Genomic DNA, 25,225 nt, shown 5'->3' with positions numbered 1-25,225 from the left:
GGCGGGGCAATGATAAGTTGGTAGCAGTGGCTGAAATCAGCGCGGAGGCAACGGTTTTAGTCCGCTCGGTGGACTGGCGTGGTACCGCACAGCGGCTGAAGTAAGGGCTGGGCCGTCGCCGCTCAGGGCTAGCACCAGCGCCCCCAGCAGCACCGCGTAGGCGGGCTGGCGTAGCCAGGCGGGCAGCCATTGCCGGGGTGCCCCCGCATTGGCAACGAGCCGGGCCTGCACCCGGGCATAAAAGAACGGCCGGGGCTGGGCTACGGGCTGGTGGCGCAGCTGGCGCATCAGGTCCTCCCATTCTTCGTCGGAACCGGGGCGATTGATGATATCAGACATGGCGAAGATGAGCTTGAACGTGTTTGCGGAGGGTTTGCCGGGCGCGGAACAGCAGGGATTCGACGGCGGCCACGGTGGTACCGAGCACGGCCGCGATTTGCTCATAGCTCAGCTCCTGCTCGTGGCGAAGCGTGAAGGCCACCTGCTGCTGGTCGGGCAGGCGGGCGATGTGGGCCAACAGGAGCTGGAGCTGCTGCTGGCCCTCCAGCAGCGCCAGCGGGTGGGCGTGGTCGGGTGGCTCATGCAGCACGTCGTTATTGCCGCCCAACAGGCTGGTGAAGTAGGCAAAGCGCTTTTTGGCCTGGACCTTGCGGCGGTTTTTCAGGGCCCGCGACGTGGCCAGGCGGTAGAGCCAGGTGCTCAGCGACGCCTCACCCCGAAACTGGCCGATGGTTTGGTAAACCTCCACGAAAACTTCCTGGGCCACATCCTCCGCTTCTTCCTCATTGCGCAGCAGGGAAAATATCGTGCGATAAATCCGGTTCTGGTAGCGCGCTACCAACGTGCGAAACGCGGCTTCGCTCCCGGCTTGCAGCTGCGCTATCAGCTCCACATCGGCGACAGGCGCCGGAGTAGCCAACCGGTCGCCGGGAAGCGGTTCATGAGCCAGAAATAGCGGAAGCACGCAGGTCACAGGGGCCGGACTAAATTTCAGAATTACGCCACGCTGCGGCTGCATCAGCCTACTGCTGCGCGTACCAAGGTTGCGTAGGGTTAGTACCCATTACCGCCTAAAACTTGCGCCCAAGATTAATCGTTTCTTCCAAAACCCTGATTAACAGGGCATATTTCGTGCATATTCGTACTTACACACCCGCTCGGCACAAGCTGAAGCCTGTGCTACAAGGCTGCCAGCTCCTCCGAAAAGCTCCCGCTGAGAATCGGAAACCGCAGCCAGGAGCGCGGGTCCACGTTGTAGTCGTCGAGGTGGAACGAGGGCGCATACCGCTCGCGCTTCCACTGGTTGCGGCTCCAGAGGCTGTAGAAGCGGCGTACAAAGGCGCGGAGCTGTTCGTGGTCGAAGCCGGTGGCCTCACCGTCCAGCGCGGCCAGCACCTGGCTGGGGCTGAGGCGGTCGTAGAAGGCCAGCCGCTCAATGCGGTTGAGCAGCACGTAGGGCATGAGGTCGCGCTCGTCAGTCTGCTTGTCGGCCAGCGGGCGGAGCTCGGCGGTGGGTTGCAGCGCATTTACGTGGCGCAGGGCCGCATAGCCCAGCTCGGTTTCGGCCCAGCGCAGCCACTTTTTCACGAAGTCCTTGTCGACGCCCGCGATGGGCGAGATGCTGCCAGCCGTGTCGCCGTCCATGGTGCAGTAGCCCACGCTGGCCTCCGAGCGGTTAGAAGTGGTGATGAGCAAGCAGTTCAGCACGTTAGCCATCATCCAGATGCCGGGGGCCCGCACCCGTGCCTGAATATTTTGCAGGGCCAAATCGTCGGTTTGCCAGGTCAGCTCCCTGCCCAGTGCACCCTCAATCTTACGCACGTAGCCGGCCACTTCAGCATCAATCTCCCAATTGAAAAACCGCGCGCCAATGCTCTCCGCCAACTCTTTGGCTGAAGTGAAGGTGTCATCCGAAGAATTTACCGTACCCTGGTAGGCGCAGGTCAGCAGCTGATTTACCAGTGCCTGATTGGTGCTTAGTACTTGGTGCTTAGTGCTTGGTTTTTCGTCCTGCACAACCTGTTCAGCCGCGCCGCCGGCACCGGTTTGCACCACGTCTTTTCTCGTTTCCTCGAAGCAGCCGCTGCGGCGCTTAAACTCCTGCAGGCCCAATTCCTCCACGCCCAGGCGCACCATTTCGGCCACGCCCACGGCGCAGAAGCTGGAGTCGGCCCCGCCGCTCAGGCTCAGCACGAAGCCCCGGCTGCGGGCCTTGCGCAGGTAGTCAAACAGGGCCAGGCTCATGGCCTGGTTCAGCTCCTTGTACTCATCGGGCGCGGGCAACGGCACAATTTCGGCCGCCGGCTCCTGCGGGGTGGCGAAATCCACGTCCACCCACTCCAAATCCACTTCCTTGAAGCTCAGTAGTTGGTTGCGCTTCAGCAGATGGCCGTTGCGGGCCACCAGAATTTCCCCGTCGAAGATGATGCGGCCGGCCTCATTGCCCAGCAGGTTGGCGTAGAGATAAGTGCAGTCGAACGTGCGCGACGCCTTCATTACCAGCTGATAGCGCACGTCGGTTTTGCTCATCGCAAAGTGGCTGGCCGAGGGATTTACAATCAAATCCACCTTGCCCATGAGCCGGCAGGCGGGCCGCACGTTGTCGGCCCGCCAGGCATCCTCGCAAATCTCGAAGCCGAAGCGCACGCCCTCGTGCTCAAAAATAAGGTCGCCCAGCGGCCACGTCTCCCCTTCCCAGGTTACCGTTGTGGTTTCGCCCGCCACCCAGGGCGCAAAGAAGCGCGTTTCGTAATGCACGCCGTCGTTGGCCAAAAACTGCTTGGCCGCAAAACCCAGAATCTGCCCGTCGCGCAGCACGGCGGCCGTGTTGTAGGTGCGGCCCGGCAGGCGCACCGGCAAGCCCACCACTACGCAAATGCCCTGCGTCCATTCGCGCACCTTTTGCAGGTGGGCCAGCGCCGCCTCGGGCATCCAGTCGCTCAGAAAAAGGTCCTCGCAGCCGTAGCCAGTCAGGCACAGCTCGGGCAGGCATAGCAGCTCCACGCCCGCACTTTTAGCCTGCTCGATGGCGGTCTGGATATTCCGCAGGTTGTTTTCCCAGTCAATGGGAATCTGGTTGAGGGCGGCTCCGGCGATGCGCATTGGAAGGGTTGAATTTTGAGGGTTGAGGGTTGAGTGCGGTTGGTCACACTCTTCATCGCTAATAGCAACTACCGCTAAGTCACCTGGTTTTCCGCAAAAGGTTATTTCCGCTCTGTTAAAAAGAAATTCCTATCCTACTCACTCAACACTCAACCCTTAAAAATCAACCCTTCAGCTGACTCCCAGCTCCGTCAGCGCCCGCTCGGCCGCCAGCTGCTCCGCCTGTTTCTTGCTCAGCCCCATGCCGGTGGCGATGACTTCCTCATCCAGCAGCACGTTGGCCGTAAACTCCATCATACCGCCCGGCCGGGCCTCACCCGTGATATCGTAGCGCAGGACCCTGCCCTCACGTTGCGCCCATTCCACCAGCTTACTCTTGAAGTTGGCCGTGGTAGTCGTGATAGTATGCACGTCCACAAAGCCATTCACGAGGCGCGTGAGGATGAAGTTACGGGCCGATTTGTAGCCCAAATCCAGGTACACGGCTCCTACCAGGGCCTCCAGCGCGTTGCCGTTCACGGAGCGCGAGCGGGCGGCGCGGCCCTGCGCGGCATCCAGCTGCACCAGCCCATCGAGGCCCAGCTTGAGGGCGATGCCGTTCAGGCTTTCGCGGTTCACGATGCGCGAGCGCACCTCGGTCAGGAAGCCCTCCTGCTCGTAGGGGTACTTTTTGAACAGGTATTCGGCCACCACCGTGCCCAGCACGGCATCGCCGAGAAATTCCAGCCGCTCATTGGTCTGGTGCTTACCAATAGCCGGCTGCTGCCGCACCGCCGACGAGTGCGTGAAGGCCAGCCGGTAGAGGCGGGCATTCTTAGGCGTCTGGCCCGTCACGGTGGCTACCGCCTGCCGAAACGCTTTATCAGAAGCAAACAAACGGGATACAAAACCGAGCAAAGGGAAGATGGTAATAAAGTGGAGTGACTATAAAAGCCCGTCATGCAGAGCGCAGCGCAGTTTCTTGCCCGCCACCAGTAATCCTGTCGATTGAATTACTTACGGCGGTAAAGAAACTGCGCTGCGCTCTGCATGACGGACTTTTTCTATTGCAGCGACTGCCGCCTACAGCTTACGGAAAATCACCGACGTGTTGTGGCCACCGAAACCAAACGTGTTGCTCATGGCCACGCGCACCTCGCGGGGCTGCGCCACGTTCGGCGTGAAGTTCAGCGCCTGGTTGATTTCCGGGTCGGGCGTGTGCAGGTTGATGGTGGGGGGCACCAGGCTGTTCTGCATGGCCAGCAGGCAGGCCACGGCCTCAATGCCGCCAGCGCCGCCCAGCAGGTGGCCGGTCATGCTTTTGGTCGAGGAAATGTTCAGCTTCTCGGCGTGCTCACCGAACACTTTTTCGATAGCCTTGATTTCGGCCCCGTCGCCCAACGGCGTGCTCGTGCCGTGGGTATTAATGTAGTCCACGTCGGTGGTGGCAATGCCGGCGTCGCGCAGGGCATTTTTCATCACCAGCACCACGCCGCTGCCGCTGGGGTCGGGCGCGGTGATGTGGTAGGCGTCCGACGACATACCGCCGCCAATCAGCTCGGCGTACATTTTGGCGCCGCGCGCCTTGGCGTGTTCGTACTCTTCGAGCACCAGCGCACCGGCCCCTTCGCCCAGCACAAAGCCGTCGCGGTCCCTGTCATAAGGCCGCGAGGCCGAAGCCGGGTCGTCGTTGCGCTCGCTCATGGCCTTGAGGGCGTTGAAGCCGCCCACGCCCGATTCGGTAATGGCCGCTTCGGAACCGCCCGTCACCACCGCATCGGCCAGGCCGAGGCGAATGTTGTTGAAGGCCGCAATAATGGCATCATTCGACGAGGCGCAGGCCGACGTCGTCACGAAATTCGGCCCGCGAAAACCGTTTTTGATGCTGATGTTGCCCGACGAGGAGTCGGCAATCATGCGCGGAATGAAGAAAGGCGAGTAGCGGGGAGTGCCGTCGCCTTTCTCAAAGGCGAAGCATTCTTCCTGCAACGATTTCAGGCCGCCGATGCCGGAGCCCCAAATCACGCCCACCCGGTCCTTATCAACGCCGCTTTCCAGCAGGCCCGAGTCGGCGATGGCCTCATCGGCCGCTACCACGGCAAACTGCGTGAACAGGTCCATTTTGCGATGCTCCTTGCGGTCGAAGTAGTTATCGGCTTCGTAGCCTTTCACTTCGCAGGCAAAGCGGGTTTTGAACTTGGTGGGGTCGAAGCGCGTGATGGTGGCCGCGCCGCTGGCGCCCGTGCGCAGACCTTCCCAGTAAGCCGGGGCGGTATTGCCCAGGGGGGTGATGGCTCCAAGGCCGGTAACGACAACCCGTCGGATGGACGACATAAGTCAGGCGCCAGAAGCGCGAAAGATGAGGCAGGATAAAACAGCAAAACCGGCCGGCGGCTAGCCGGCCGGTATGCGCAGAACTTAGGGATTCATTCCAGGCAAAACGCGGAAGTTGAGTAAAGATTATTTACGCAAATTGCTCGTTGTGCTCAGGATGAGGAAGACTACTTAGCGTGCTCTTCGAGGTAGCTGATGGCTTGGCCCACGGTGCCGATGTTCTCGGCCTGGTCGTCGGGGATGCTCACGTTGAATTCCTTTTCGAACTCCATAATCAGCTCGACGGTATCCAGCGAGTCAGCACCCAGGTCGTTGGTGAAGCTTGCCTCGGGGGTAACCTCGGAGGCTTCAACGCCCAGTTTATCAATAATAATGGCCTTTACTTTTTCTGCGATTTCAGACATTTCCGTGGGGGTTTAGGGAAAACTACAGTGCAAAGTAACGAGAGATTTTCCAACTAACCCACGGCTGCGCTTCCAAAATGCGGGTACAAGATTATGGCGATGGCCCGTCGCGGTCCGTAGCTTTGCCGCTTCCCGCCTGCGGGTGCCCCTTTTGTGGCCGCTATGAAAACTTTCACCCTTGATGTTGAGTACGAGTGCGACTTCGCCCTTTTCGGGCTGGTGAGTAGTACCCACGACTACACGCTGGCCTGGACGCTGAACCGCGCCCTGCGCCTGCGCTTCGTAAAGCAGCCCGAACTGCTGCTCAACCTCCTCAGCCATGGCCGGCTGGTGTTTACGCACTACCTGCACGCTACCGAGAGCCTCACGCTGCGGCTGCTGCGCAACCGCTCCATTGCCCCTTCCAGCCTCAAAAAGCCCTACCTGGCCCCGGATATTAAGGAATACGACTACCTGCTGGCCGTGAGCAACGGCAGCGGCCATCTGGCCGATGACGAAATCCTTCAGTGCCTCACCGCCCTCGATGCCGTGCAGTATGCCTGCCAGTTCGACCCGAATTCGCTTAAATACAAGGAAAACCTGATTATGTGATTGCCGGGGCGGGCGAGGCACATGGCCTTGCCCCAACGGAAATAAACCAACGCGCTCAGGTGCCCAATAGGGCCATAAACAAACGTTTGCCTGGAAAAACCCCGGGCAAGTACCGCGGCAAACGGTAGGGTTTTCGGTTAAATTAAACGACTTTTGCGACTATGGGTGGCATTTTTATTCTGCTATCGCCCCAGCTTGCGCGCTGCGCCAGCGTCCCCTTCTGCCTAAGGAGGGGAGTTTTTTTGTTCCGACATTTCATCCCAACGCATGGAAACCCCCAACTCTTTTAACAAAACCAAAATTGTGGCCACCGTGGGCCCCGCCTCCAACACGTATGAGCGCCTCGGCACGCTCATGCGCGAAGGCGTGGACGTATTCCGGCTCAACTTTTCGCACGGCGCGCACGAGGAGCACCTGTCGGTTATCAACACGGTGCGGCGGCTGAACAAGGACATGCGGACTTCGGTGGGCCTGTTGCAGGACTTGCAGGGACCGAAAATCCGGTTGGGTGAGGTAGAAGGCGGCGGTGTGGAAATCAAAGCCGGCGACAAAATCAAGCTGGTGTGCGGCGAGAAGGAAATCAGCACGGCCACGCGGCTGAGCACCATTTACCTGGGCCTGGCCCGCGACGTGAAGGCCGGCGACCAGATTCTGATTGACGATGGCAAAATTGAACTGAAGGTGCTGGCCACCGACCGCGACAAGGAAGTAGACGTGGAAGTGGTGTACGGCGGCCTGGTGAAGCCCCGCAAAGGCATCAATCTACCCGACTCCGAAGTATCGGCCCCGAGCATGACCGAAAAGGACATTGAAGACCTGAAATTCGGCCTGGAGCACGACGTGGACTGGGTGGCCCTGAGCTTTGCCCGCAAGGCCGACGACATTCGCTTCATCAAAAAGCTGATTGCCGACGCCGGCAAAAATACCCGCGTGGTGGCCAAGATTGAGACGCCCGACGGCCTGCGCAATATCGACGAAATCATCGCCATCGCCGATGCTGTGATGGTGGCCCGTGGCGACCTCGGCGTGGAGGTGAAGATGGAAGAGGTGCCGATGGCGCAGAAGATGATTATTGCCAAGTGCAACGCGGCCGGCAAGCCCGTTATCGTGGCCACCCAGATGATGGAGTCGATGATTACGGCCCCCCGCCCTACCCGCGCCGAAACCAGCGACGTGGCCAACGCCGTGCTCGACGGGGCCGATGCCGTGATGCTCTCCGCCGAAACCGCCGTGGGCGCTTACCCCGCCGAGGTGATTCGCTCGATGGTGGGCACCATCCTGAGCGTGGAAAGCCGCAGCCCGCAGCTGTTTCATAAGTGGTGGCCCATCGACTCCAGCGGCACCAACTTCATGGCCGACAGTATTTTGTCGGCCTCCTGCCACCTGGCCAAAAACACCGAGGCCAAAGCCATTACCGGCATGACGCACCGGGGCTACACGGCCTTCCAGCTGGCCAAATACCGCCCCAAAGCCAATATCTTCATCTTCACCGATAACCGGCCTCTGCTCACGGCCCTGAGCCTGGTGTGGGGCGTGCGCGGCTTCTACTACGACCGCCTCGTGAGCACCGACAGCACCGTGGCCGACATCCGCTACGTCCTCACCACCACCGGCCACCTCGAAGCCGGCGACGTGTACATCACCACCGGCTCGATGCCCATCCAGGACAAAGGCAAAGCCAACATGGTGCGGGTGAGCATCGCCTAACTCACAATCCCGGCCCGCTGGCCGAATACGAAAAGAGCCCGCTACGAAAGTAGCGGGCTCTTTTTTGTGGTGATACCCGGCCTATTCGTGGGTCAGCTTCCACGTCGCGGTAGCGCCATCGGGGCTGGTAAGGTGGAGCAGGTAGAGGCCGGCGGGCTGCCCGACCAACGGTACGGATACGGCCGTCTGCCCAGCAGCCACGGGCGCGCGCCACACGGCGCGGCCCAGCGCATCGGTCAGACGCAGCGAGGCCCCGGCGCGGGCGGGCTGGACCAGCGTGAGCGTGGCAGCTTCGGCGGCGGGGTTGGGGTGCAGCGTGGCAATGGCGGCCACCTGGGCGGCACGAGTAGGCAGCAGGGTAGCATAGTTTGTATTCGAGCCGCAGATAATGGGGCCAGTGAATCCGCTTTTCACGGAATATTGTAGCGTTTTTTCATCGGTTCGAATGTCGCCCAATCCGGTTTCTGCGGCAAAATGCTGAAACCAGTTACCGTCCGTTATTGTCCCGTACGACAGTGTATTATTGCTGGCCATTCCACTGCGGTGCAAATATTCGTAGCCCAGAATAGTGTTACCACTCTGGCAGGTAGGAAAGGTTGGCTGCGACAGGCCCAACCCCACCAGCACTACACTGCCAGCGAAACGGGACAGCTCCCGGTACTCTCCGGACAGCAGCGGCAGCGCCTCATACTGTTGCGACTGGCCCGTGCGCAGCGAAAACGCCAACCGGCCCGTTTGCACCGGCCCCAGTACCGTTCCAGGCGGCGTGCCGAAGCAGCCAGAAATACGGTGATTTACGACCTTGCTTTGTTGGCGGTAGGTGAAAATCAGCGAGTCGCCGACCACCTGCCGCGTCAGCATAGCGCGTAGCGTATACGTACTGGTGCAGGGCGGCCCGCCCACCGATTGTGGCGTCGTTTCGTAACCCAACAGGTCGCCAGGATGCAAATCGAAAAGACGGTCCGGCGATAGCGGGGAGCCGGCCAACGCCACCGGCAGTTCGCGGATAACATATTGCGGAGCCGTGCTCGTCAATGTAAGCCAGCGTGGGCCAGCCAGTAGCCCGTATTACCGGCTCAGCCGCACCACTGCTCCCGAGCTGAGGGTGACAACAGCCACCGAATCGAAGGGACTGCCCGGCTGGCTGCCTACCCGGTCCCAGCTACGGCTCGTGAGGGTGGCCGTGAGCGCGGGCGAGGTACTGGCTACCCAGGAGCTGCCCACAGCCGCCCGGGGTCGTAGCCGCAACGATAGGGCCGCTTGCTGGCTTCCTTCAGCCACGTTTTCCAAAATGAATTCGGCCGTACCCGGCTGCCATACCAACCGCGACCCGAATAGGTTGTTACGGCTTTTACGGGCAGTCGTAAAAGCAAACATTCCCCCCCAACGCACTGCCATCAAACGGCCACATTAGCCGGTTAAAGGCCCACACGGAATCACCTCCCGCAGTGCGATATGTTGAGTCAAGACGCAACAAAAACACGTTGGCGGTCCCATTAGAAGCAGAAGACGAAGTGGGAGAAAACGAATAAATCAGCCCCGGCCGAAACGGCCGCCACGCCTGTTGCGCACTGGCGCTCAAAGCCGTAAACGAAATCAGCGCGGCCAGCAAAGGCTGCGCCCAAGGGTAGGCGTGTTTCATGGGTTGGGGGTAGTTGATGTGGAATATTGCCCGTAAGGTAAGCAACCCACTCAAATACTCCCGAATAAAGCTATGTTAGCTCGCCCAAAAACCTATTTACACGCAAAAAGCCCTGCTCAAAACTGAGCAGGGCTTTTTGTAAGGAGCGCGAGACCAGACCTTGGGGCGGCGCAGTCTGGCCTCGCTAGGCTCGTCTCGCACTAAAGCGCGTTGACGAGCTTTGTCAGCTTGCTTTTGTTGTTAGCAGCTTTGTTCTTGTGGATGATGTTCTTCTTGGCCAGACGGTCCAGCATCGAAGTCACCTTCTTCAGCAGCTCTTGGGCAGCCGTTTTGTCGGTCGTCGTACGGAGCTTTTTGATAGCCGTGCGGGTGGATTTGTGCTGGTAACGGTTCAACACGCGCTTGGCTTCGTTGCTGCGGATGCGCTTGAGGGCCGACTTATGGTTTGCCATGAGCAGGAAATATATAGGAGCGTTATGCTTGAGTTCTGTGTTTGGGAGGGCAAAGGTACGAATCCGTCTGACAAATTCAAACCTTACCGCCAAAAATCTTGAGCCAATGCTTATTATATTCCGTTGAGGAAATCAGAGTCCCTCTCAAAACGGCCAATACTCATTCCAAATTCACTTTCAGGCAGCTAAATTAGTATGCATGCCGATTAGGTGCGAACTTTACCAAACCTCCCCCTCCCACCCAGCGCGCCCAGCCACTCCCAGCCCCTCCGTGCCATGCCGCTCGTTGCCGAAACCCATTATCAGTCGCCTTTTTACCTGTTCAATGGTCATTTGCAGACCATTGTGCCCAGCCTGTGGCGCACCGTGCCCGACGTGGCCTACCAGCGCGAGCGCCTGGAGCTGCCCGACGGCGATTTCCTGAACCTGGATTGGAGCCGCCTGCCCAAACACCACCCCACCAACGACCTCGCCATCGTATCGCACGGCCTCGAAGGCGACGCCTCGCGGCCCTACGTGCGGGGCATGGTACGGGCCCTCAACCGCGCGGGCCTCGATGCCTTGGCCTGGAACTACCGCAGCTGCGGCGGCGAGATGAACCGCCTGCTCCGCTCCTACCACCTCGGCGACACCGAGGACCTGGACCTGGTGCTACGCCACGCGCTGGCCACCGGCCGCTACCAGCGGGCCTACCTGCTGGGTTTCAGTGCGGGTGGCAACGTGACGCTGAAGTACCTGGGTGAGGATGCGGCCCGCGTACCGGCCGAGGTGCAGCGGGCGGCGGTATTCTCCGTGCCGACGGATTTGCAGGCCAGCTCGGTGCATATCGGGCGGCTGCAAAACCAGGTGTACCTGCGGCGATTTCTGAAATCGCTGCGCGAGAAGGTGCGGGCCAAGGCCGAGCTGCTGCCCGGCCAGGTCGACCTGGAGGGGATTGAGGAATTGCGCGATTTCCAGCAGTTCGATGACAAATACACTGCGCCCATGCACGGGTTCGATTCGGCCGATGCCTACTACCAGTATGCAAGCTCGGGCCGCTACCTCAGCGGCATTCGGGTGCCTACGCTGCTGGTTAACGCGCAGAACGACCCGTTTTTGCCGGCTTCCTGCTATCCGCGGGAGGTGGCGGTCAGCTCACCCTTTGTGTTCCTCGAAACGCCGCCTGAGGGCGGGCACGTCGGCTTTGCCGAGAGCAGCGGCGAGTATTATTCGGAGCGGCGGGCGGTGGCGTTTCTGACGGCGGCGGTGCCAGCGTAGGCGAAAACGCTTGTTTGTGACTGGCGCGAGTTTAGCGCAGTGTAACTCGTGCCCACTATCTGGGCGAGGCTGTGCCTCGCATCAGAACGGCGCGGCCCATGCAAAGCCGAATTGCCGCTGGCGCGGCACAGGAGGCACAGCCTCCTGCATAGCCGGCACGAGTTACGCTACGCTAAAGTCGCGCCAGAGCCGGCTAAACTCGCAATGACAACCGATTACTTGGCTGGTATAAACACCACTTTTTTCGTCTCGAAAAACTCTTCCGGATAGACGTCGCTCAAGTTCGTTACCCGGGCTTTCAGACCCGACTCGGCGATTTCCTCCGTCAGGTCGCCCCCTTTGAGGTAGTACAGGCCGGCACCGGGCGCGCCCTGGGGCTTGAAGCGGTGGGCAATCCAGGGATGGAAGGTGGCGAGGCGGGCCACGGCGCGGCTCACCACGAAGTCGTATTTGGCGCGCACCTGCTCGGCGCGGGTTTGCTCGGCGGTCACGTTGTTCAGGCCCAGCGCGGCGGCCATGAACTGCACGGCGCGGATTTTCTTGCCAATGCTATCTACCAAGTGGAAGTGCACTTCGGGGAATAGAATGGCCAGCGGCAGGCCGGGCAGGCCGCCGCCGGTGCCCACGTCGAGCACGGCGCTGCCTTTAGGAAACTGCACCACTTTGGCAATGCCCAGCGAGTGCAGCACGTGGCGCTCCGTGAAATTCTCCATGTCGGGGCGCGACACCAGGTTGATGGCTTCGTTGGTGGCGCGGAACTCGGCTTCGAACTGCTGAAAAAGCTCAAGCTGCTGCGGGGTGAGTTGGGGGAAGTGGTGCTGGAGGAGGTTCATGGGTGCGAGCTATTTGAAAACGGTCATTCTGAAAGCAGCGTAGCGAAATGAAGAATCTCTACCGCGAGAGTAATTAATTACTTCCATGGTAGAGATTCTTCATTTCGCTACGCTGCTTTCAGAATGACAAAAACGAAACGCAGCGGGGCTTAAATAATCTGCTTGGTGTGCTTCACCATGTCATAGAGCAGCTCGCGGGCGCGGTGCAGCTGGGCTTTCACGGTGCCGAGAGGGGCTTTGAGCTCGGTGGCGATTTCTTCGTAGCTGAGCTCGTCGAAATAGCGCAACGACACGAGGCGCTGGTACTTATCGGGCAAGCGCGACACGATGTGGCGCATGATTTCGATTTTCTGGTTGCGCACAGCGTGCTCGGCCGGATTCAAGTCGTTGTCGCGGAAATCGATGGTGATTTCGTCGCCGTTGTCAACCTTAATGGCCGAATCAATCGACATGGTTTTGATTTTATTCTTGCGGATAAAATCGATGCAGTTGTTGGTGGCAATGCGGAACAGCCAAGTGCTGAACGCATACTCGGGGTTGAACTTGTGCAGGTTGCGAAAAGCCTTGGCGAAGGCCTCAATGGTGAGGTCTTCGGCATCGTCCTGGTTGCGCACCATCTTGAGCACCACGTGGTACACGGGCTTTTTGTAGATGTGCATCAGCTCGGCATAGGCCTTCTCATCGCCGTGGTCCACGGCGGCGCGAATCAGCTTAAAGTCGTGTTTGGCTTTAGCTGAAAACTGCTTTTGACTATCTTGGTTGTTTACTTCCATCGAAGGGTGCGGTTAAGGAACAGCGAGATTCCCAGAGCCAGGTATTGAAAAAAATAAACCGCATCGAGCACCGGCAAGAGCCCGACGATTACGGACTGGCCGAGCCGCTGGCTCAGACGCGCATACACGACGCTTACGAACAAAGTTCGCAGAACCCATACGACTATCAAAGATACCCAATTGTTTGGCGAAAAAACTAGCACAACGGTAGTCAGATAGAACAACATATTGGCCAGCACGAAGGTGCCCACCCGCAAACGGTCGGGGAGCCGGTAGGCCCGCCCGGCTGATAAGTGCCGGCGCTTTTGGCGCCACCAGGCGGCCCAGGTTTCGGCGGGCGCGCTCAGGGTGTGGGCTGAGGGGTCGGCTACTACGGCCACGCGTTGGCGCTGGCGCACGGCGTCCTGCACCAGCAGGTCGTCGTCGCCGGAGAGCTGGCGGATGTGCGAGGCAAAGCCCTTGGTGGCCGTGAAGCAGGCGCGGGTGTAGGCCAGGTTGCGGCCCACGCCCATGTAGGGCCAGCCGCGCCAGGCAAAGCTGAGGTACTGAGCAGCAGTGAGCAGCGTTTCGTAGCGGATGAGCTGATTGAGGAAGCCGGGCGCTTCGGCGTAGGCGGAAAAGCCCAGGACGAGGTCGGCCCCGTCTTTTTTGGCAAAGCCGCGCTGCATGAGGCGCAGCCACTGGTTGGTGGCCGGAATGCAGTCGGCATCGGTGAAGAGGAGGCAGGCGTAGCGGGTGGCTTTGATGCCGAGGGTGAGGGCGTATTTCTTGGGCGCGAAGCTGTCGGGGGTGCGGCTGATGGTGACGAGGCGAATTTTTTCGGGGTAATACTGGACCAGCTGCTGGGCGTATAAATACGTGTCGTCGTGGCTGCGGTCGTCGATGAGCACGATTTCGAAAGCCGCCGGATAGTCCTGCTGGAGCAGCAGCGGCAGCAGGCGGCGCAGGTTGTCGAGCTCGTTGCGGGCGCAAACGACAATGGACACCGGCTCGGCATCCGGACCGGGCGCGGCGGCCGAGGCTTCGGGGGCGCGGCGGGCAAAGGGCCAGAAGAAATATACCGCGTAGAACAGCTGCACCAGCACGCACGCCAACAAAAGCCAGAAAAATGGGGACGTGGGTACGGGTGGAAGCAACAAAGCGGCGGGTACGAATGAGCCCGCAAAAGTACGGGGCGCGAAACGGGCGGGTTACCTTTGCGGAAAGCAAGGGCCGTAGCCCGTCATGCTGAGCGTAGCCGAAGCATCTCGCGTGCAGCAGTAACTCAATCGTGAAGGCGATTCTAATTACTGCTGCACGCGAGATGCTTCGGCTACGCTCAGCATGACGTTCTTTTTGCGCTCTGCTGCGACCTCGCCTTCCCCCGCATGACCTTCGACCTCCTCGCCCAAGACCCCGCCACCAAGGCCCGCGCCGGCCGCCTCGAAACGGCCCACGGCACCATAGAAACGCCCATTTTTATGCCCGTGGGCACGGCCGGCACCGTGAAGGCCGTGAGCCAAGCCACGCTGAAGGACGATGTGCAGGCCCAAATTATCCTTGGCAACACCTACCACCTCTACCTGCGCCCGGGCCTCGATGTGCTGCGGGCGGCCGGCGGCCTGCACAAGTTTAATGGCTGGGACCGGCCCATTCTCACGGATTCGGGCGGCTACCAGGTGTACTCGCTCAGCAATACCCGGAAGATTAAGGAAGAGGGCGTGAAATTTCGCTCGCACATTGATGGCAGCCAGCATTTGTTCTCCCCGGAGGGCGTGATGGACATTCAGCGCGTGATTGGGGCCGATATTATCATGGCTTTTGATGAGTGCACGCCCTGGCCCTGCGAGTACGACTACGCCGCCCGCTCCCTCGATATGACGCACCGGTGGCTGAAGCGCTGCATTGCACGCTTCGACAGCACCGAGGGCCTCTATGGCTACGAGCAGGCGCTATTTCCGATTGTGCAGGGCAGCACTTTCAAGGACTTACGCATCAAATCGGCCGAGTTCATTGCCGAGCAGGGCCGGGCCGGCAACGCCATCGGCGGCCTGAGCGTGGGCGAGCCCGCCGAGCTGATGTACGAGATGACCGAGCTGGTGTGCGACATCCTGCCCAAGGACAAGCCGCGCTACCTGATGGGCGTGGGCACCCCGGCCAACATATTAGAAAACATTGCGTTGGGCGTGGATATGTTCGACTGCGTGATGCCGACCCGCAACGCCCGCAACGGCATGCTGTTCACCACGCAGGGTATTATGAACGTGACGAACCTGAAATTCGCCACCGATTTCACGCCCATCGACCCGGTGCTGGAGGGCGCGGCCAGCAACTTCTACACCCGGGCCTACGTGCGCCACCTCTTTCAGTGTCAGGAGATGCTGGGGCCGCAAATCGCCTCGGCCCACAACCTCACATTTTACCTGTGGCTGGTGAAGGAAGCCCGCAAGGAAATCATCGCCGGCACGTTTGGGCCGTGGAAAGAGCGCATGGTGAAGCAATTGATGACGCGGTTGTAGAACGTCATGCTGAGCGCCGCCGAAGCATCTCGCTTGCCACCACTAAATAATGGCGCTCTCACGATTAAGTTACTACCGCACGCGAGATGCTTCGGCGGCGCTCAGCATGACGTTCTAATTATTCCATTACTCACCCCAATGAATATCCTCGACAAATACATCATTAAGAAATTTCTCGCCGCGTTTTTCTTCTCGGTGGTAATTCTCGTGACGGTGATTTGCGTGATTGATTTCACGGAGAAAAACGACGACTTTATTCAGCATAATCTGCCGATATCGAAAATTATTTTCGGCTATTATATTTATTTGTTTCCCTATTTCGCCAACCTGCTGTCGCCGATTACCATTTTTATTGCCGTCGTGTTTGTGACGGCGCAACTGGCGGCGCGGACGGAAATTGTGGCTATTCTGGCCAGTGGCGTGAGCTTCCGGCGGCTGATGCTGCCCTACGCCATGGGTGGTGCGGTGGTGGGACTGCTGATATTCGGGTTGATTGGCTGGGTGCTGCCCATCGGCAATAAGTCGCGGGTGGCGTTTGAGCGGGCGTACATCAAACTGCCCTACCGGTTTCAGGGGCGTAACGTGCACATCAAAATCGGGCCGCGCAGCTACGTGTACATGGAGAGCTACGACAACCTGAGCAACATCGGCTTCCATTTTGCGCTCGAAACCGTGGACAGTACCATCCTTAAGCGCCGCCTCACGGCCGATGCCATCAACTGGGATTCGACTAAGCAGGTCTGGCACCTCTCGCCGCAGCTGGTACGCACCTTCAGAGGCGCGCAGGACGAAACCCTGCAAACCGTGCCCGCCCGCGACACCACCCTGAACCTCTTTCCGAAGGACTTTGCCAGCACCTACAAGCTGGCCGAAACCATGACCCTGCCGGAGCTGAACGCCTACATTAAAACTAAAATAGAGCGCGGGGCCGACGACACCCAGCTCTACCTGAGCGAGAAATACGAGCGGTACGCATACCCGTTTTCCATCGTTATTCTGACCCTGATTGGGGTGACGCTCAGCGCCCGCAAGTCGCGGGCCGGGGTGGGTGGGCAAATTGCGCTGGGGTTCGTGCTGGCCTTCGTATTCATCATTTTCGTGATGCTGAGCCGCAACTTGGCGCAGGTGGGCAGCATGTCGCCACTGGTGGCGGCGTGGGTGCCCAGCACCGTATTCTCGGTAATCGGGCTGGCGCTGTACCGGTTTGTGCCGAAATAATTTTATCAATGTGCAGAATGTGGAGATGTGAAAATGTGTGGCCGATAGCTAGGGGAGAAAGTGCGGCACACCGGCACACGCCTGCCTTTTAATTTTCACATTTTCACGTCTTCCCATTTCTCACATTCAACTACGTGCTCCGCGACTACCTCAAGCTTCATTTCATTGTGCTCCTGTGGGGCTTCACGGCCATATTGGGCAAGCTGCTGACGGTGCCACCGGTGGAGCTGGTGTTCTGGCGCACGCTGCTGGCGGCGGCCGGTCTGACGGTACTACTGGCGGGGCGGCGGCAGGCCTGGCGCGTATCGGCGGGGCAGGCGGTGCGGTTGCTGGCGGTGGGCGCGCTGGTAGCGGCGCACTGGATTACCTTCTTTCTGGCGGCGCGGCTGTCGTCCGTTAGCGTGTGCCTGGCGGGGCTGGCCACGCTGGCGCTCTGGACCTCGCTGCTGGAGCCGCTGCTGCTGTGGCGGCGGGTGCGCGGCTACGAGGTGGGGCTAGGTTTGATTACCATGGTGGGGCTGTACCTGGTGAGCCAGGCCGAACTCGACCAGCTGCTGGGCCTGGGCGTAGCGGTGCTCTCGGCGGGCCTGTCGGCACTGTTCAGCGTGCTGAACTCGAAGCTGATTAAGACGCATCCGCCGCTACGACTCACCTTTTACGAGATGGCGGGGGCTTGTTTGAGCATCGTGCTGTTCTTCCCTATTTACAGCCATTATTTCACGCAGGGACGGGGCTTGCAGCTGGCGTGGCACGGCTACGACTGGCTCTGGCTGGGCCTGCTGGCGGGCGTGTGCACAGTATATGCCTTCTCCACATCGGTAGAATTGATGAAGCGAATTTCGCCTTTTGCGGTGAATCTGACCATTAATCTGGAGCCGGTATATGGCATTTCGATGGCAGCGGCCATTTATTGGCTGCACACCAAAGGACTGCTGCACGCGCCGCAGTTCAACGGCGAGCGCATGAGTACGGGCTTCTACATTGGCACCCTGCTCATCGTGCTCAGCGTGCTGATTCACCCATTGGTGGCGCGCCTGATGAAGGACAAGCAGCCGGACCTGGAGCCAGCCATGCCGGTTTGAGTTGAGAGTTGAGGGTTAGGAGTGAAGAGTTAGGAGTCAGTCGACTCTTCACTCCTAACTCTCAACTCTTCACAATAAGCCCTGCCACACTGCGTACGCTGTCGGCCACGTCATGGCCACTGGCTCCCCGCTTTCCCACAAGCCATACACGGCCGAGCCAGAGCCCGACAGGCTCGCGTAAGTAGCGCCGGCGTTGTACAACTGCTGCTTAATCTCGGCCAGCACCGGGTGGCTGGGCGTGAGGGCCGTTTCGAAGTCGTTGCTTACGGTGGCGCGCCAGGTGCTCATGGGTTGCGCCAGCGCCTCGCGCAACGAGTGCTGCGGCGGCTGCGGGCTGATGCAGGCATACGCCTCGGCGGTACTGATGTGGAGGTTGGGATACACCACCACGCAGGCCATACCAGTCAGGCGCAGGCTGATTTCTTCGAATACGTCGCCTTTTTCTACGGCCAGCACCGGCTTGTTTTGGATGAAGAAGGCGCAGTCGGAGCCCAGGCGGCGGGCGTAGCCTTCCAGGGTTTCCGCCGAAAGATTGAGACGGAACAGGTCGTTGGCAGCCCGCAGGGCGAAGGCGGCATCGGCCGAGCCCCCGCCCAGGCCCGCCCCGATGGGCACTATTTTATGCAGGTACAGCTGCGCCGGCGGCAGCTCGGGAAAATCGGCCTGCAACAGCTCGTAGGCCCGCACGCAGAGATTGGTGGCCGGGTCGCCGGGAATGGGGCGGCCGGTGAGGGTGAGGCTAGTAGGATGGCCGGGGGCGGCGGGCAGCATCTCAAAAGCATCGGTCCAGGGCAGGGGTACGAAGACTGATTCGAGGGTGTGGAACCCATCGGGCCGGCGCTGGGTAACGTAGAGGCCGAGGTTGAGCTTGGCGTTGGGGAAGACGAGCATAGGTGCTACGCTTAATTAGGAATGAGGAATGAGGAAACAAAAGAACGTCATGCAGAGCGCAGCGAAGCATGACGTTCTTTGCCTGCTCGTTTAATTAACTCAGTGTCCACCCCTGCTTCCCTTTACGCCCGCCACGGCAAGCGCCTGCTCGACCTCGCGCTGGCCGGGCCGCTGCTGCTGCTCGCGCTGCCGCTGCTGGCGGGTGCGGCGGCGCTGGCGGCCGGCCAGAACCGGGGCCGCTGGCTGTTTCGGCAGCTGCGGCCGGGCTGGCACGGGCGGCTTTTCACGCTCTACAAGCTGCAAACCATGACCGACGCCCGCGACGCTGCCGGCCAGCCGCTGCCCGATGCCGCGCGCCTGCCCCCGCTGGGCCGCTGGCTGCGCGCTACCTCCCTCGATGAATTGCCCCAGCTCTGGAACATTGTGCGCGGCGATTTGAGTCTGGTAGGCCCGCGCCCGCTGCTGCCCGAGTACCTGCCGCTGTACTCGCCGGCGCAGGCCCGCCGCCACGCCGTGCGCCCCGGCCTTACTGGTTGGGCGCAGGTAAACGGCCGCAATGCCATCAGCTGGGAGGAAAAATTCGTGTTTGATGTCTGGTACGTGGACCACCTTTCGCTGCGGCTCGACCTGCTTATTCTGTGGCGCACCGCCGGGCGGGTGCTGGGCGCGCGCGGCATCAATACGCCCGGGCAGGCCACTACTACGGCCTTTCGGGGCAGTCCGCCACCACCGCCTTCTTCGTAAATTATCATCTATTGCTACGCAGTGCTTTCTGCGGCGTCTGTTTTTGTGGCTGGTTGCTCGTTTAATGCTGTTGAGCCGTTTTTTAGCACGAGAAACCAGTTGAAACATCTGACTCAGGAGCTACTTGCGTAACATCAGTTATTGTCATGACACAACTCTTCTTTTCTGATTACGAGGTAGCGGAGGAGCTGCCGCCGCTCGTCATATTCGGAGCGGGCGGCCTGGGGCGCGAGGTTCTGCTGCTACTCCGGCAGCTCAACGAGGCGCAGCCGAGCTGGCAGGTGCGCGGCTTCTACGACGACCACGCCCCTACCACGCCCACCGTGGGCGGCCTCCCCTACCTCGGCACCAGCGCCGACCTCAACGCCACCGCCGAGCCGCTGGCCGTGGCCGTGGCCGTGGGCAGCTCGGCCAGCCGGGCGGCCGTGATGGCACGGCTCACGTCGGAGCAGCTCAGCTTTCCGAGCATTGTGCATCCGGCCGTGGCGCTGGGGCCGATGCAGCGCATTGCGCTGGGCGCGGGCTGCATCATTCAGCAGGGCTGCCTCCTGACCTGTGATATTACGCTGGGCCGGTTCGTGCTACTCAACCTGGGCTGCACGGTGGGGCACGATGCCACGCTGGCCGATTTCTGCTCCCTGATGCCGCACGCCAACGTGAGCGGCGCGGCCCGGCTAGAGCAGGGCGTGTACCTTGGCACGAATGCCACCGTTATCCAGGGCGTACAAATCGGCGAAAACACCATCCTCGGAGCCGGCGCGGTGGCCGTGCGCGATTTGCCGGCGAATGTGACGGCGGTAGGCGTACCGGCGAAGCCAGTTAAGAGTTAAGGGTTATGGAATTGGAAGGAACGGTATTGCATAAGAGCTTTGTGTTTGCAAAACGCATTGCAAAGCTCTATAAGCACTTATTGGCGCAGGGACAACCCCGAGCTTTGGCCGACCAGCTGCTTCGTAGCGGCACTTCAATATGCGCTAATATGGAGGAGGCGACAGGCGGCTTTTCCCGCCGCGACTTTGCCGCTAAATGCGGCATCGCCTACAAAGAAGCCCGCGAAACCCATTATTGGCTGCGCCTGCTCAGCGAAACCGAATGCCTGAATTTTCGCCTGGCCGAATCATTATTGACTGATGCCAAAGAGTTACGCCACATGCTGAGCGCCATCGTTTGCTCCACCCGCGAAAACTCCCAACTCTTAACTGATAACTGATAATGCGCAGCCAGGATTACGACCGTCTCTACCTCTCCCCTCCCCACCTCGGCCGACACGAAATGAACTACGTGCACAAGGCCATTGAGGACAATTGGGTGGCTCCGGCCGGACCAAATATCACGGGCTTCGAGGCCGACATTTGCGCGGCGGTGGGCGTGCCATATGCAGTAGCGCTGAACTCGGGCACGGCGGCCATTCACTTGGGGCTGATTTTGTTGGGCGTAGAGCCGGGCGATGAGGTGCTGTGTCCTTCCTTCACCTTCGTAGCCACAGCCAACCCCATTGTGTACCTCGGGGCCACGCCGGTGTTTGTGGACAGCGAGGCCGAAACCTGGAACATCTGCCCCGAGCGCCTGCGCGAGGCCATCGTGGACCGCATCGCCAAGGGCCGCAAGCCCAAAGCCCTAATCCTGGTACACCTCTACGGAATGCCCGCCAGGTTGCCCGAAATCCTGGCCCTGGCAACAGAATTCGACATTCCCATCCTCGAAGACGCGGCCGAAGCCCTAGGCTCGGAGTGGGAGCAGCAGCCGCTGGGCAGCTTTGGACGGGTGGGCGTGTTCTCCTTCAATGGCAACAAGATTCTGACCACCAGCGGCGGCGGCGCGCTCGTGACCCACGACAAGGCCCTGGCCGACAAAGCCCGCTTCCTGGCCACCCAGGCCAAAGACGACGCCCCCTACTACCAGCACTCCGAAACCGGCTACAACTACCGCCTGAGCAACATCCTGGCCGGCATCGGGCGGGGCCAGATGGAGCTGCTGCCCGAGCGCGTGAAGCGCCGCCGCCAGATTTTCGACTGGTACCGCGAGCACCTCGCCGCCGTGCCCGGCCTCACGGTGGCGCTGGCCCCGGAGCCGGCCGGCAGCCGCGCCAACCGCTGGCTCACCACCATCCTCGTGGCCTCGCCCGACCCGGAAAACCACGCCCCCGCCCCTACGCCCGAGGCCGTGCGGCTGCACCTCGAAACCCGCAACATCGAGAGCCGGCCGCTGTGGAAGCCGCTGCACCTGCAGCCCCTGTTTGCCGCCGCCCCCATGTACGGCGGCGCGGTGTGCGAAGACCTATTTGCCCGGGGCCTGTGCCTGCCCAGCGGCACCGCGATGGGCGACGGCGAGCTGCGCCGCGTGAAAGAGGCCCTGACGGTGGCGCTGGGCTAACGCCAGCCCGACCGGTAGTCGTTGTTTAGCGGAACGTACTTGCTATGAATGGCAGCAGTATAGCGCCATGGGCGACGGCGAGTTGCACCGCGTGACAGAGGCCACGCGTGAGACAGCTCGAGTCAGAGCCATGCAACATTTGATGCGAAAGTCTTGCGGAATTGGCCCGCTTCTACACCGTGGCCCGGACTTTGCCGTTAAAGGATAACCTCACTTCTTTATTTCCCATGAAAAACCCCTGTCTTCTCGCGCTGTTGTTGCTGGCCTCGCCTTTTGCCGCCCTCGCCCAGACTAAATCCACCACAACGACGACGACCAAACCCAGCTCGACCACCACCACCACCGCCCCGGCCGGCACCCAGCAGCAAATCGAAGTAACCGAAGACCTGGACCCCGAAACCGGCAAGGTTATTCGCCGCACCACGCGTACCATCAATGTGCCGGTGGGCACCACCACCAGCCCTGCTTCCACCGCCGGCAGCAGCAGCAGCAGCACGATGGATGCCCCCGCCACGGCCGCCACCGATGCCCAGGTGTCCACCTTTCTGCGCAAGAAAACCACCGTTTCCACGCTCACCACCACCGGCCTGCTCGCGGCCTACGACCTGTTCACCGAGCGCGTGCGCAACGACCGCCAGAATTGGAAACCCGCCGACTGGGCCACCGCCACCAACATCATGAGCAGCCTCAACGACCGGTACCAGCAGCTGCGCGGCAGCTTTTCGCTCGATGATAAGCTGACCATCCGTTCACAGCAGGGCGAGTTTCAGGCCCTGCGCACCGCCAAGCAAATTTCCACCCAGGTATCGGACAAGCTGTAGCTTCTCAACCAGGAAAACAGCTAAAGGAGCTTCATTTGGTATGATGAAGATAGCCTCCAGCCGCGAATAATCAGCCGCAAATCGTTGCTAAATCAGCGCGCTGCCTCGAATTTTCGCATTCACCCAAGCGCCCCTAGTCCAGCGCGTGGGCCAAATCGGCCAGTAGCTCCTCCACCGGTTCAATGCCTACACTCAGCCGCACCAGCCCCACGGTGATGCCCAATTCGGCCCGCTGCGCATCGGTCAGGGCGCGGTGCGAGGTATAGAGCGGGTGCGAGCACGACGAATCGACCCCCGCCAGCGAGGGCGCAAACGGAAACCGCTGGCTGCGCTGCATGAAGCGGTTAACCATGGCCGCATCATCCGGCAGCCGGAACGAGAGCATGCCACCGAAGCGCCCTGCGCCCTGCAATGTGGCCAGCGCGTGCTGCGGGTGTCCGGGCAAGCCCGGATAATACACGGCCTGCACGGCCGGATGCTCGTTCAGAAACTCGGCTACTACCAGCGCGTTTTCGCTGTGGGCGGCCACGCGCAGGCGAATGGTTTTCATACCGCGCACGGCCAGCCAGCTTTCCATAGGGCTCAGCGTGAGGCCGAACACGATGCCAATCTGGCGCAGGCGGGCCACATCTTCCAGGGTGCGGGCCACCACGGCCCCGGCCGTCACGTCGGAGTGGCCGGCCAGGTATTTGGTCACGCTGTGCAGCACGAGGTCGGCCCCGTAGGCCAGCGGCCGGGTGAGCACGGGCGTCGAAAACGTGTTATCGACCACCAGTTTCAGGCCGTGGCGGTGGCATTCGTCGGCGGCGGCGCGCAGGTCTACCACGCGCAGCAGCGGGTTGCTCATCGTTTCACAAAGCAGCAGCCGGGAAGTGGGCTGCACGTAGGCCGCCAGGTTGTACAGGCTATCAAACGGCACGTACGTCACCGCAATGCCCAGCCGCGCCAGCTCCAGGTTCAGCAGCGCCGCCGAGCCGCCGTAGATATCGGCCGCGCACAGCACGTGGTCGCCGGCCTGGCAGTAGGTTAGCAGCGCCGCGAAAATGGCTGCCATGCCCGAGCCCGTGGCTACCGCGCCCGCGCCACCTTCCCAGTGGGCCACGGCGGTGGCCAGCTCATCGGAGTTGGGGTTGCCGTTGCGCGAGTACAGGTAGCGGCTGCCCGGCTCGTCGAAGTATTGCTGCACCGCGTCAAGGTCTTCAAACTTGAAAACCGACGTTTGGTAGATGGGCGTGATTTTAGGCTGAATATTGGGTTGGTCCATGAGCGCGAAAGCGGAGCGTGAGGCGCAAAGGTCGGCACGCGGCCGGCTTCGACGGGTATGCAACGGGCCGAAAAACTATTATTCCTCCGCCGGGGAAAATTCCGGGAAAAGCGTCGTACGATTTCACTCCGTTTTCTCCGGGGTCGGAATAACCGGTTTGTGTTCGGGCGGGCTATTCACCACCAGCTTCATGTGCTGGCGGTTTTCGCGCCGAAACACTTCCATCAATACCATAAAATACGACACCAGCAGCGGCCCCACCACCAGCCCGATGATGCCGAATATCTCCACGCCCAGCACAATGCCCACCAGCGTTATCAGCGGGTGAATATTGCCCATGCGCTTGGCCAACACGATGCGCAGCACGTTATCGATGTTCATAATCAGGATGAAACCCACCAGCAAAATCCCGATGGCCTGCCCCTTATTCCCCTGCGAAAACTGATAGAGCGCGGCCGGCCCCCACACCAGCGGCGTGCCCAGCACCGGCAGAAACGCCGCAAAAAAGGCCACCACACCCCAAAAAACCGCGTCGGGCACCCCAAAAATCAGCAGCGTGGCCCCCGTGAGCACGCCCTGCACCACCGACACCAGCACCTGGCCCAGCACGTTGGCATTCACATTGTTTTGCAGCGACTCACCCAGTTCCTGCAGCGTCTCGTTGCGGAACGGCAGGTAGCGGTGCAGTCCCAGCAGAAAGAACGTTTCCTGCATAAACATGTAGTACATCGTGAACAGCATCAGGCCCACAATCACCAGGAAGTTGAGGGCGCTGCTGGCCAGCGTGGGCAGCCAGCTCGTGACTTTGGCCGCACCCTGCAGCAGCAGCTGGCGCACGTTCAACTGTTCAGTCAGCTGGAAGCCGGTGGCTTTTTCCAGCTTGTGAATCACCTCCAGCAGCCGGTTGGGGTTCTGAGCGAAGGCAATTAGACGGTCGAGCAGCAGCGAAGTCAGGGCGTAGAACGGAATCACGAGTACCACCACCGTCACCAGCAGAATACCCACCACCACCATCTGCCGGTTCCAGCGCCGCTGGTATACCAGCGCCAGCCACCACGGCCGAAACACCACGAACAGGATGCCCGCCGCCAGAAACGCCGTGAGGTACTGCGCCAGCCCAAACACCATCAGGGCCCCCAGTCCAATCAACGAGGCTACCAGCAGCACATAGCGCTGCCGGGGAGTATAAATATTTTCAACGGCAACAAATGGGTCCGAAGATCTCATAAACAGCAAAGGCAAATGGTTTTGCGCGCAGTA

At 60.6% G+C, this 25,225-nt stretch carries 27 protein-coding genes; 11 read left to right on the top strand and 16 right to left on the bottom strand.

All coding sequences use genetic code 11. From position 1 onward, the window contains the following. Positions 1-36 precede the first annotated feature (36 nt). The 6 genes from KQ659_RS04995 to KQ659_RS04970 form a co-directional block, all read right to left on the bottom strand. Positions 37-339 carry a hypothetical protein gene (locus KQ659_RS04995; RefSeq protein WP_216690027.1) on the bottom strand — a complete coding sequence of 101 codons (303 nt, stop codon included), beginning with the start codon at positions 337-339 and terminating at the stop codon, positions 37-39. Next, entirely contained in the window at positions 332-964 is a 633-nt protein-coding gene (locus KQ659_RS04990; protein ID WP_226929839.1) for an RNA polymerase sigma factor, read from the bottom strand. Before KQ659_RS04990 ends, KQ659_RS04995 begins: the two co-directional genes overlap by 8 nt. 215 nt (positions 965-1,179) lie before the next feature. Further along, positions 1,180-3,102, bottom strand: coding sequence for an NAD(+) synthase (gene nadE, locus KQ659_RS04985; RefSeq protein ID WP_216690029.1), 1,923 nt, complete (start codon positions 3,100-3,102; stop codon positions 1,180-1,182). A gap of 171 nt (positions 3,103-3,273) precedes the next feature. Next, positions 3,274-3,999 (bottom strand): ribonuclease III, encoded by a 726-nt coding sequence (rnc, locus tag KQ659_RS04980; protein ID WP_226915646.1) that lies wholly within the window; start codon positions 3,997-3,999, stop codon positions 3,274-3,276. A 165-nt stretch (positions 4,000-4,164) separates the two neighbouring features. Then, positions 4,165-5,415 (bottom strand): beta-ketoacyl-ACP synthase II, encoded by a 1,251-nt coding sequence (fabF, locus tag KQ659_RS04975; protein WP_216690030.1) that lies wholly within the window; start codon positions 5,413-5,415, stop codon positions 4,165-4,167. Between the two features lie 167 nt (positions 5,416-5,582). Beyond that, entirely contained in the window at positions 5,583-5,819 is a 237-nt protein-coding gene (locus tag KQ659_RS04970; RefSeq protein ID WP_019948606.1) for an acyl carrier protein, read from the bottom strand. Positions 5,820-5,981: 162 nt separating this feature from the next. Between KQ659_RS04970 and KQ659_RS04965 the strand changes: the two genes are divergently transcribed. Continuing rightward, a complete protein-coding gene (locus tag KQ659_RS04965) occupies positions 5,982-6,410 on the top strand; it encodes an IPExxxVDY family protein (protein ID WP_216690031.1) in 429 nt (142 codons plus the stop codon). A 267-nt stretch (positions 6,411-6,677) separates the two neighbouring features. Continuing rightward, positions 6,678-8,117 (top strand): pyruvate kinase, encoded by a 1,440-nt coding sequence (pyk, locus tag KQ659_RS04960; protein WP_216690032.1) that lies wholly within the window; start codon positions 6,678-6,680, stop codon positions 8,115-8,117. Between the two features lie 81 nt (positions 8,118-8,198). Here pyk and KQ659_RS04955 read toward each other — a convergent pair whose 3' ends face one another. From KQ659_RS04955 to rpsT, 4 genes are all read right to left on the bottom strand, one after another. Further along, positions 8,199-9,152 (bottom strand): T9SS type A sorting domain-containing protein, encoded by a 954-nt coding sequence (locus tag KQ659_RS04955; protein ID WP_226929838.1) that lies wholly within the window; start codon positions 9,150-9,152, stop codon positions 8,199-8,201. Positions 9,153-9,185: 33 nt separating this feature from the next. Next, a complete protein-coding gene (locus KQ659_RS04950; RefSeq protein WP_216690034.1) occupies positions 9,186-9,398 on the bottom strand; it encodes a hypothetical protein in 213 nt (70 codons plus the stop codon). A 70-nt stretch (positions 9,399-9,468) separates the two neighbouring features. Then, positions 9,469-9,759, bottom strand: coding sequence for a hypothetical protein (locus KQ659_RS04945; RefSeq protein WP_216690035.1), 291 nt, complete (start codon positions 9,757-9,759; stop codon positions 9,469-9,471). Positions 9,760-9,959: 200 nt separating this feature from the next. Further along, the gene (gene rpsT / locus KQ659_RS04940; RefSeq protein WP_168674786.1) at positions 9,960-10,211 is read right to left on the bottom strand and encodes a 30S ribosomal protein S20; all 252 of its coding nucleotides are present in this window, start codon (positions 10,209-10,211) and stop codon (positions 9,960-9,962) included. A gap of 276 nt (positions 10,212-10,487) precedes the next feature. Between rpsT and KQ659_RS04935 the strand changes: the two genes are divergently transcribed. Continuing rightward, the gene (locus tag KQ659_RS04935; protein ID WP_216690036.1) at positions 10,488-11,468 is read left to right on the top strand and encodes a YheT family hydrolase; all 981 of its coding nucleotides are present in this window, start codon (positions 10,488-10,490) and stop codon (positions 11,466-11,468) included. A 215-nt stretch (positions 11,469-11,683) separates the two neighbouring features. On the opposite strand, the gene rsmG is transcribed toward KQ659_RS04935, so the two are convergent. The 3 genes from rsmG to KQ659_RS04920 all read right to left on the bottom strand — a co-directional run bounded on the left by rsmG (position 11,684) and on the right by KQ659_RS04920 (position 14,213). After that, positions 11,684-12,301 (bottom strand): 16S rRNA (guanine(527)-N(7))-methyltransferase RsmG, encoded by a 618-nt coding sequence (gene rsmG, locus KQ659_RS04930; protein WP_216690037.1) that lies wholly within the window; start codon positions 12,299-12,301, stop codon positions 11,684-11,686. A 149-nt stretch (positions 12,302-12,450) separates the two neighbouring features. After that, positions 12,451-13,074, bottom strand: a complete 624-nt coding sequence (locus tag KQ659_RS04925) for an RNA polymerase sigma factor (protein ID WP_216690038.1) — start codon at positions 13,072-13,074, stop codon at positions 12,451-12,453. After that, the gene (locus KQ659_RS04920; RefSeq protein WP_216690039.1) at positions 13,065-14,213 is read right to left on the bottom strand and encodes a glycosyltransferase; all 1,149 of its coding nucleotides are present in this window, start codon (positions 14,211-14,213) and stop codon (positions 13,065-13,067) included. The genes KQ659_RS04925 and KQ659_RS04920 overlap by 10 nt, the downstream gene beginning before the upstream one ends. A gap of 228 nt (positions 14,214-14,441) precedes the next feature. Between KQ659_RS04920 and tgt the strand changes: the two genes are divergently transcribed. From tgt to KQ659_RS04905, 3 genes are all read left to right on the top strand, one after another. Continuing rightward, on the top strand, positions 14,442-15,572 hold the full coding sequence (gene tgt / locus KQ659_RS04915) for a tRNA guanosine(34) transglycosylase Tgt (protein WP_168674780.1): 1,131 nt from the start codon (positions 14,442-14,444) through the stop codon (positions 15,570-15,572). 138 nt (positions 15,573-15,710) lie between these two features. Beyond that, positions 15,711-16,790: an LptF/LptG family permease gene (locus KQ659_RS04910; RefSeq protein ID WP_216690040.1), complete on the top strand. Its 1,080-nt coding sequence runs from the start codon at positions 15,711-15,713 to the stop codon at positions 16,788-16,790. A 134-nt stretch (positions 16,791-16,924) separates the two neighbouring features. Then, entirely contained in the window at positions 16,925-17,872 is a 948-nt protein-coding gene (locus KQ659_RS04905) for a DMT family transporter (protein WP_216690041.1), read from the top strand. Positions 17,873-17,941: 69 nt separating this feature from the next. Here the strand turns inward: KQ659_RS04905 and ispE are convergent, their stop codons facing one another. Further along, positions 17,942-18,763: a 4-(cytidine 5'-diphospho)-2-C-methyl-D-erythritol kinase gene (gene ispE / locus KQ659_RS04900; RefSeq protein ID WP_216690042.1), complete on the bottom strand. Its 822-nt coding sequence runs from the start codon at positions 18,761-18,763 to the stop codon at positions 17,942-17,944. A 102-nt stretch (positions 18,764-18,865) separates the two neighbouring features. Between ispE and KQ659_RS04895 the strand changes: the two genes are divergently transcribed. The 5 genes from KQ659_RS04895 (at position 18,866) to KQ659_RS04875 (ending at position 22,701) form a co-directional block, all read left to right on the top strand. Next, positions 18,866-19,507 (top strand): sugar transferase, encoded by a 642-nt coding sequence (locus KQ659_RS04895; protein ID WP_216690043.1) that lies wholly within the window; start codon positions 18,866-18,868, stop codon positions 19,505-19,507. Between the two features lie 146 nt (positions 19,508-19,653). Next, positions 19,654-20,337 carry an acetyltransferase gene (locus KQ659_RS04890; protein WP_216690044.1) on the top strand — a complete coding sequence of 228 codons (684 nt, stop codon included), beginning with the start codon at positions 19,654-19,656 and terminating at the stop codon, positions 20,335-20,337. A gap of 5 nt (positions 20,338-20,342) precedes the next feature. Continuing rightward, positions 20,343-20,717 carry a four helix bundle protein gene (locus KQ659_RS04885; protein WP_216690045.1) on the top strand — a complete coding sequence of 125 codons (375 nt, stop codon included), beginning with the start codon at positions 20,343-20,345 and terminating at the stop codon, positions 20,715-20,717. Between the two features lie 2 nt (positions 20,718-20,719). Then, positions 20,720-21,880: a DegT/DnrJ/EryC1/StrS family aminotransferase gene (locus tag KQ659_RS04880; RefSeq protein WP_216690046.1), complete on the top strand. Its 1,161-nt coding sequence runs from the start codon at positions 20,720-20,722 to the stop codon at positions 21,878-21,880. Positions 21,881-22,107: 227 nt separating this feature from the next. Then, complete coding sequence (locus KQ659_RS04875) at positions 22,108-22,701, top strand: hypothetical protein (RefSeq protein ID WP_216690047.1); 594 nt, start codon at positions 22,108-22,110, stop codon at positions 22,699-22,701. A gap of 133 nt (positions 22,702-22,834) precedes the next feature. Here KQ659_RS04875 and KQ659_RS04870 read toward each other — a convergent pair whose 3' ends face one another. Both KQ659_RS04870 and KQ659_RS04865 read right to left on the bottom strand, forming a co-directional pair. Further along, on the bottom strand, positions 22,835-23,965 hold the full coding sequence (locus KQ659_RS04870) for a trans-sulfuration enzyme family protein (protein ID WP_216690048.1): 1,131 nt from the start codon (positions 23,963-23,965) through the stop codon (positions 22,835-22,837). A 123-nt stretch (positions 23,966-24,088) separates the two neighbouring features. Beyond that, positions 24,089-25,192: an AI-2E family transporter gene (locus KQ659_RS04865; RefSeq protein ID WP_216690049.1), complete on the bottom strand. Its 1,104-nt coding sequence runs from the start codon at positions 25,190-25,192 to the stop codon at positions 24,089-24,091. Positions 25,193-25,225: the final 33 nt, after the last annotated feature.

Origin of the sequence: Hymenobacter siberiensis, assembly GCF_018967865.2 — a bacterium.
In the GTDB taxonomy this organism is placed as follows: domain Bacteria; phylum Bacteroidota; class Bacteroidia; order Cytophagales; family Hymenobacteraceae; genus Hymenobacter; species Hymenobacter siberiensis.
The sequence above is the reverse complement of the archived record's forward strand: the minus strand, read 5'-3'. Positions and strand labels throughout refer to the sequence as shown.

Excerpts from the sequence above, each read along its gene's own strand:
- KQ659_RS04995 (WP_216690027.1), bottom strand. The coding sequence starts at position 339 with ATGTCTGATATCATCAATCGCCCCGGTTCCGACGAAGAATGGGAGGAC.
- nadE (WP_216690029.1), bottom strand. The coding sequence starts at position 3,102 with ATGCGCATCGCCGGAGCCGCCCTCAACCAGATTCCCATTGACTGGGAA.
- fabF (WP_216690030.1), bottom strand. The coding sequence starts at position 5,415 with ATGTCGTCCATCCGACGGGTTGTCGTTACCGGCCTTGGAGCCATCACC.
- KQ659_RS04970 (WP_019948606.1), bottom strand. The coding sequence starts at position 5,819 with ATGTCTGAAATCGCAGAAAAAGTAAAGGCCATTATTATTGATAAACTG.
- KQ659_RS04965 (WP_216690031.1), top strand. The coding sequence starts at position 5,982 with ATGAAAACTTTCACCCTTGATGTTGAGTACGAGTGCGACTTCGCCCTT.
- pyk (WP_216690032.1), top strand. The coding sequence starts at position 6,678 with ATGGAAACCCCCAACTCTTTTAACAAAACCAAAATTGTGGCCACCGTG.
- KQ659_RS04945 (WP_216690035.1), bottom strand. The coding sequence starts at position 9,759 with ATGAAACACGCCTACCCTTGGGCGCAGCCTTTGCTGGCCGCGCTGATT.
- rpsT (WP_168674786.1), bottom strand. The coding sequence starts at position 10,211 with ATGGCAAACCATAAGTCGGCCCTCAAGCGCATCCGCAGCAACGAAGCC.
- KQ659_RS04935 (WP_216690036.1), top strand. The coding sequence starts at position 10,488 with ATGCCGCTCGTTGCCGAAACCCATTATCAGTCGCCTTTTTACCTGTTC.
- rsmG (WP_216690037.1), bottom strand. The coding sequence starts at position 12,301 with ATGAACCTCCTCCAGCACCACTTCCCCCAACTCACCCCGCAGCAGCTT.
- KQ659_RS04925 (WP_216690038.1), bottom strand. The coding sequence starts at position 13,074 with ATGGAAGTAAACAACCAAGATAGTCAAAAGCAGTTTTCAGCTAAAGCC.
- tgt (WP_168674780.1), top strand. The coding sequence starts at position 14,442 with ATGACCTTCGACCTCCTCGCCCAAGACCCCGCCACCAAGGCCCGCGCC.
- KQ659_RS04910 (WP_216690040.1), top strand. The coding sequence starts at position 15,711 with ATGAATATCCTCGACAAATACATCATTAAGAAATTTCTCGCCGCGTTT.
- ispE (WP_216690042.1), bottom strand. The coding sequence starts at position 18,763 with ATGCTCGTCTTCCCCAACGCCAAGCTCAACCTCGGCCTCTACGTTACC.
- KQ659_RS04890 (WP_216690044.1), top strand. The coding sequence starts at position 19,654 with ATGACACAACTCTTCTTTTCTGATTACGAGGTAGCGGAGGAGCTGCCG.
- KQ659_RS04885 (WP_216690045.1), top strand. The coding sequence starts at position 20,343 with ATGGAATTGGAAGGAACGGTATTGCATAAGAGCTTTGTGTTTGCAAAA.
- KQ659_RS04880 (WP_216690046.1), top strand. The coding sequence starts at position 20,720 with ATGCGCAGCCAGGATTACGACCGTCTCTACCTCTCCCCTCCCCACCTC.
- KQ659_RS04875 (WP_216690047.1), top strand. The coding sequence starts at position 22,108 with ATGAAAAACCCCTGTCTTCTCGCGCTGTTGTTGCTGGCCTCGCCTTTT.
- KQ659_RS04870 (WP_216690048.1), bottom strand. The coding sequence starts at position 23,965 with ATGGACCAACCCAATATTCAGCCTAAAATCACGCCCATCTACCAAACG.
- KQ659_RS04865 (WP_216690049.1), bottom strand. The coding sequence starts at position 25,192 with ATGAGATCTTCGGACCCATTTGTTGCCGTTGAAAATATTTATACTCCC.